Raw genomic sequence first — 5,966 nt, 5'->3', positions numbered from 1 at the left:
AGTCGATGCCGACCGCGAGGCCGATCATCGTGGCCAGGGTGGAGGTGGTGGAGCCCAGGTCGAGCGGGGTGGCCAGCGCGGTGATCGCGGAGACGCCGATGCCGACACCGATGATGGCGGTGAGCAGCGGCAGCCCGGCCGCGATGAGCGAGCCGAAGGTGATGACGAGGACGACGGCCGCGATGGCGATGCCGATGACCTCGCTGGACCCGGTCTCGGGCGCGGTGGTGAGCGCGTCGCCGCCGATCTCGACGGTCAGCCCGGCGTCCCGCGCGTGCCCGGCGCTCTCCTTGAGGGCGTCACGGGAGGAGTCCTCCAGCTCCATCCCGGAGACCTTGTACTTCACCGAGGCGTAGGCGATCGTGCCGTCCCGGCTGACCGCCTTGCCGGTGTACGGGTCGGCGACGGAGGCGACCTCGGAGCCGGAGCCCAGCTCCTTGACCGTCTTCTCCACCGCCGCCTTGTTGCCGGCGTCGGTCATCTTCTGGCCCTCGGGCGCCTTGAAGACGACGCGGGCGGTGGCGCCGTCGGCGCTCATGCCGGGGAAGCGCTGCTCCAGCAGGTCGAAGGCGCGCTGCGCCTCGGTGCCCGGGATGGAGAAGGACGAGTTGCCGGCGGGCGGCGCGGAGGCGGCGCCCACCCCGGCGAGGGTGAGCAGCGCCACCCACAACAGGGCGACGAAGTGCCGTCGCCGGAAGGCGAATCGGCCGAGTTTGTACAGGTACGTGGCCACGAGGGCGTACTCCCGGTCAGGTCGTGAAAGGCATCTGGGCAGGAAAGGTCAGCCCGGCGACGTGAGCGGTGACGTCAGGAGGTGGGCTTGCTGGGGAGGGGTCGGTCAGGTGGTGGGGACGCCGAGAGCGGGGAGGATCACGGCGTCGATGTAGGAGCTGAGGAAGTCCTGGGTGGGAGGCTGCCCGTCGATGAGCGCCCGGGTGGCGAACGCGCCGATCATCATGTGCACCACGAAGGGCAGCGCCGGGCTGTCCGGGGCCACCTCGCCCCGGTCCACGGCACGCGAGAGCATCCGGCTCAGCTCGGTCATCTCGGGCTCGATGACCTGCTCCCGGAACGCCTGCAGCAGGTCCGGGTTGGTGTGCGTGGCCATGGCCAGACCCCGCATGAGGGCGGTGTTCTGCTCCATGGCGCAGTCGTCTTCGCGATGCACGAGTGCCAGGAAGTCCCCGCGCAGCGAGCCGGTGTCCACGTCGGAGATCCGGCCGGGCTTGCTGTGCCGGATCGCGCGGGCGACCAGTTCGGCCTTGCCGCCCCACTGGCGGTAGAGCGTGGCCTTGCTGGAGCGGGTGCGGGCGGCGACGGCGTCCATGGTGAGGGCGTCGTAGCCGACCTCGCGGAGCAGGTCGAGGACCGCCTCGTACAGCTCGGCCGCCCGCTCGGGCGTGAGTCTGCTGCGACGCGCGGTGGCGGCGTCGGTCATCCGCCTCACCCTCTCCCGCTCATCCGGACGACATGGCTCGCGTACGGGACTCCGTACAGGATGACGGTACCCCGCACTCGTACGAAACGAAACCGTTTCGTACGAGTGCGGCGCGTGGCCTGCGTCACGGGGCACGGACCCGCACGAGTTGCTGTGCCCCGCGCGCCGGAAAAGCATGGATGGGTGAGCTATCTGCGGCTTCCCCACATCAGTGACGACCTGCTGTGCTTCGTGGCCGAGGACGACCTCTGGCTGGCGCCGCTCGACGAACCGGGCCGCCCCTGGCGGCTCACCGCGGACCGCACCAAGGCCGGACACCCCCGCTTCTCGCCCGACGGCAAGCAGATCGCCTTCACGAGCTGGCGCAGCCTGGTGCCGGAGATCCACCTGGTGGACGTGGCCGGCGGCCCGGCGCGGCAGCTGACGTACTGGGGCAGCGCCGACACCCAGGTGTGCGGCTGGACGCCCCCCGACCAGCACGGCAGGAGCGACATCCTGGCCGTCGCCTCGCACGGCCAGCCCTTCTCCTACTTCACCTGGGCCCACAAGGTCGGCACCGACGGCAGCCCCGGCGGGCGGCTGCCCTGGGGCCCGGTCGGTGACATCCAGGTCGCGGACACCGCGGGCGAGCACCAGACCCTCCTCCTCACCGGCACGCCCCCGCACGAACCGGCGTCCTGGAAGCGGTACCGCGGCGGCGCGACGGGACGGCTGTGGCTCCAGGGGCGTCGGCTGCTGGCGGACATCGACGGCCAGCTCTCCTCCCCGATGTTCGTCGCCGGCCGCATCGTCTTCCTCTCCGACCACGAGGGCATCGGCAACCTGTACTCCGTCGCCCCGGACGGCACCGACCTGCGCCGGCACACCGACCACGACGCCTTCTACGCCCGGCACGCCGCGACCGACGGCGAGCGGGTGGTCTACCAGTGCGCCGGTGACCTCTGGATCGTGGACGACCTCTCCCCCACCGGCACCCCGCGCAGGCTGGACATCGACCTGGGCGGCCCCGCCCCCGGCCGCCGTCCCTACCAGGTGCCCGCCGCGCACAACGTGGACGGCCTCTCGGTGGACGAGACCGGCCGGGCCAGCGCGGTCACCGTCCGGGGCAGCCTGTACTGGCTCACCCACCGCGACGGCCCGGCCCGCACCATCGCCGACACCCCCGGCGTCCGGGTCAGGCTGCCGGAGATGCTCGGTTCGACCGGCCAGCTCGCCTACGTCACCGACGCCGAGGGGGAGGACGCGGTGGCCGTCGCCCAGCTCCCCCGCGCCACCGGCGGCCGCGAGCCCCGGCTGCTCGGCGAGGGGCGGCTCGGCCGGGTGCTGGAGCTGGTCTCCGACCCGGAGGGCGAACGGCTGGCGGTCGCCTCGCACGACGGCAGGCTGCTGCTGATCGACGTGGCGGAGGACGCCGAGAGCACCGAGGGACGGGCGCCCGGCACCGTCACCGAGCTGATCCGCTCCGACAACGGCCCCGTCCGTGACCTCGCCTTCTCCCCCGACGGCGCCTGGCTCACCTGGTCCCACCCCGGCATCGGCCGCTCCCTGCGCCAGATCAAGCTCGCCCGGATCAAGGACCGCCAGATCGTCGACGTCACCAACGGCCGCTTCGAGGACGAGAACCCGGTCTTCACCAGCGACGGCCGCTACCTCGCCTTCCTCTCCTGGCGCGGCTTCGACCCGGTGTACGACGTGCACACCGGCGACCTGTCCTTCCCGCTCGGCTGCCGCCCCTACCTGGTCCCGCTGAACTCGGCCACGCCCTCCCCCTTCGCGCTCAATCCCGAGGGCCGTCCGGCGGCGGGTGGGCTCGATCCGCTGGAGACCGGGTCCGGCGAGGGCGGCACGGTGACCGTGGAGGTGGAGGGGCTGGAGAACCGGGTCACGCCGTTCCCGGTGATGTCCTCCAAGTACTCGGCGCTGCGCCCGGTCGCGGGTGGCGGGCTGGTGTGGCTGCGCTGGCCCATCTCCGGCGCGCTGGGCGAGACCTTCGTCAACCCCGCCGACATCAGCGGGCGGCCCACGCTGGAGCACTTCAACCTCAGCAAGGCGAAGAAGTCCGAACTGGTCGGCCACCTGGACTGGTTCGAGGTGAGCGGCGACGGCACCCGGCTGGTCGTGGTGGACGAGGGCGACCTGCGCGCGGTGCCCGCCACCGAGCCCGGCGACAGCGACACCACGGTCTGGATAGACCTGCGGCGCATCCTGCACGAGGTGGACCCCGCCGCCGAGTGGCGCGGCGCCTACGCCGAGGGCGGCCGGATCACCCGGGACTACTTCTGGGACCCCGGCATGTGCGGGATCGACTGGACGGCGATCCTGGAGCAGTACCGCCCGCTGGTCGAACGGGTCGCCTCCCCCGACGAGTTCGCCGACCTGATGCGCGAGGTCCTCGGCGAACTGGGCACGTCGCACGCCTATGTCACCCCGGCCCGGCGCAACGAGGGCCCGCCGCACTACCAGCGCCGGCAGGGCCTCCTCGGCGTCAACTTCGTCTGCCGGGACGGTGCCTGGATGGTCGCCCGCATCCTCGACGGCGACTCCTCCGACTCCCGCGCCCGCTCCCCGCTGGCCGGCACCGGCATCCGCGCGGGCTCGGTGCTGACCCATGTCAACGGGCGCCCGGTGGACCCGGTGACCGGGCCGTACCCGCTGCTCGCCGGCTCCGGCGGCACCACCGTCGACCTCACCTTCACCCCGCCGCCGGGCGAGCCGGGCCCCGCCCGGCGGGTGGCCGTGGTCCCGCTGCTCGACGACCGGTCGCTGCGCTACCAGGACTGGGTGGCCAAACGCCGCGAGGTGGTACGGGAGCTGAGCGGCGGCAAGTGCGGCTATCTGCACATCCCCGACATGGGCGGCTCCGGCTGGGCCCAGTTCAACCGGGATCTGCGCCTGGAGGTCTCCCGGCCCGCGCTGATCGTGGACGTGCGCGGCAACGCGGGCGGGAACATCAGCGAACTGGTCATGGAGAAGCTGACCCGGAAAATCCTCGGCTGGGACCTCACCCGTGACGCCCAGCCGGTGTCGTACGCCTCCAACGCGCCGCGCGGGCCGGTGGTGGCGCTGGCGGACGAGGCGACGTCCTCCGACGGCGACATGATCACCGCCGCGATCAAGCTGCTGGGGCTCGGCCCGGTGGTCGGGCAGCGCACCTGGGGCGGGGTCGTCGGCATGACCGGCCGGCACCGGCTGGGGGACGGCACGGTGATCACGGTGCCGATGAACGCGGCCTGGTTCGAAGAGTACGGCTGGTCCGTGGAGAACCGGGGCGTCAGCCCCGACCTGGAGGCGCTGCGCACCCCGCTGGACTGGGCCGAGGGCCGCTACGCGCAGCTCGACGACGCGGTGGGGCTGGCGCTGGACATGCTGGAGACGAACCCGGCCGCGGTGCCGCCCGACTGCAGCGACGTACCGGACCGCTCGCGGCCGAAGCTGCCGCCGCGCGAGGAGGGGTGAGAGGGCAAAAAAGAGGGCGGGACCTCCCGCCGTTAACAACGTATAGCGCAAGGGGGGCCTTGCGGCAAGGCCCCCCTCATGCCGCAGAATCGCTCGCCGAGCCCAGAACCTGCGGAAATGAGTGATCCACTACATGTGTGCGCTGCTGTCCGAGCGTGAGCCCGCGCCGGAGTCCCGCGCGTTCGACCTCCCCGACCGGCTCGCCGCCAAGGCCGACCCGGCACTGATCGCCGCCGACGAGCGGCACTTCGCGGACATCGCCGCGAGCCTGGAGCAGACCGTCGCCGAGCTGTCCGCGAGCCTGGACGCCCTGCGCCGGGCGCCCGGCGGGGTCGGCCGGGAGGTGCTGGAGCGGGACCTGGAGATCCACCGGCTGACCGCCCGGCTGCGCGCCCTGCGCCGCTTCGGCCTCGACCTCTGCCTCGGCCACATCGTGCACGACGGCGACCCCGAGCCGGTCTACATCGGCCGGCTCGGCCTCACCGACAGCACCGGCCGGCGGCTGCTGATCGACTGGCGCTCCCCCGCCGCCGAACCGTTCTTCGCCGCGACCCACGCCCACCCGATGGGCCTTCTCCGCCGCCGCCGCTACCGCTGGACGCGCGGCCGGATCAGCGACTACTGGGACGAGGTGTTCACCGCCGAGGGTCTGGAGCACCACGCGGCGCTGGACGACCAGTCCGCGTTCATCGCCACCCTCGGCACCAACCGCTCGGAGCGGATGCGGGACGTGCTCGCCACCATCCAGGCCGACCAGGACGCCATCATCCGGGCCTCCTCGCGCGGCGCCCTGGTGGTGGACGGCGGCCCCGGCACCGGCAANNCACCGCCGGGGCGGCGTGCTGTTCGTCGGCCCGCACCAGCCCTACCTGAACTACGTCGCCGACGTGCTGCCGAGCCTGGGCGAGGAGGGGGTCCAGACCTGCACCGTGCGGGACCTGGTCACCGAGGGCGCCACGGCGGGCGTCGAGGCGGACCCGGCGGTGGCCCGGCTGAAGTCCTCCGCGGACCTGGTGAAGGGCATCGAGAAGGCGGTGCGCTTCTACGAGACCCCGCCCACCGACCCCCTGAC

3 protein-coding genes and 1 pseudogene are annotated in these 5,966 nt (G+C 72.8%); 2 read left to right on the top strand and 2 right to left on the bottom strand.

Annotated features, from left to right (window positions below; all coding sequences use genetic code 11):
* A partial coding sequence (locus CCN33_RS06710) for an MMPL family transporter (RefSeq protein ID WP_167387784.1) occupies nucleotides 1-733 on the bottom strand: 733 nt, incomplete at its 3' end.
* Nucleotides 734-838: 105 nt separating this feature from the next.
* Nucleotides 839-1,438: a TetR/AcrR family transcriptional regulator gene (locus tag CCN33_RS06705; RefSeq protein ID WP_086692226.1), complete on the bottom strand. Its 600-nt coding sequence runs from the start codon at nucleotides 1,436-1,438 to the stop codon at nucleotides 839-841.
* A gap of 183 nt (nucleotides 1,439-1,621) precedes the next feature.
* Here CCN33_RS06705 and CCN33_RS06700 point away from each other — a divergent pair, with 183 nt between their 5' ends.
* Together CCN33_RS06700 and CCN33_RS06695 are read left to right on the top strand one after the other, a co-directional pair.
* Nucleotides 1,622-4,894: a S41 family peptidase gene (locus CCN33_RS06700; protein ID WP_086692223.1), complete on the top strand. Its 3,273-nt coding sequence runs from the start codon at nucleotides 1,622-1,624 to the stop codon at nucleotides 4,892-4,894.
* A 133-nt stretch (nucleotides 4,895-5,027) separates the two neighbouring features.
* A pseudogene (locus tag CCN33_RS06695) lies at nucleotides 5,028-5,966 on the top strand (helicase domain-containing protein); the annotation flags it as partial.

This window comes from Streptomyces recifensis (assembly GCF_002154615.1).
GTDB classification, from domain to species: Bacteria; Actinomycetota; Actinomycetes; order Streptomycetales; family Streptomycetaceae; genus Streptomyces; species Streptomyces griseoluteus.
The sequence above is the reverse complement of the archived record's forward strand: the minus strand, read 5'-3'. Positions and strand labels throughout refer to the sequence as shown.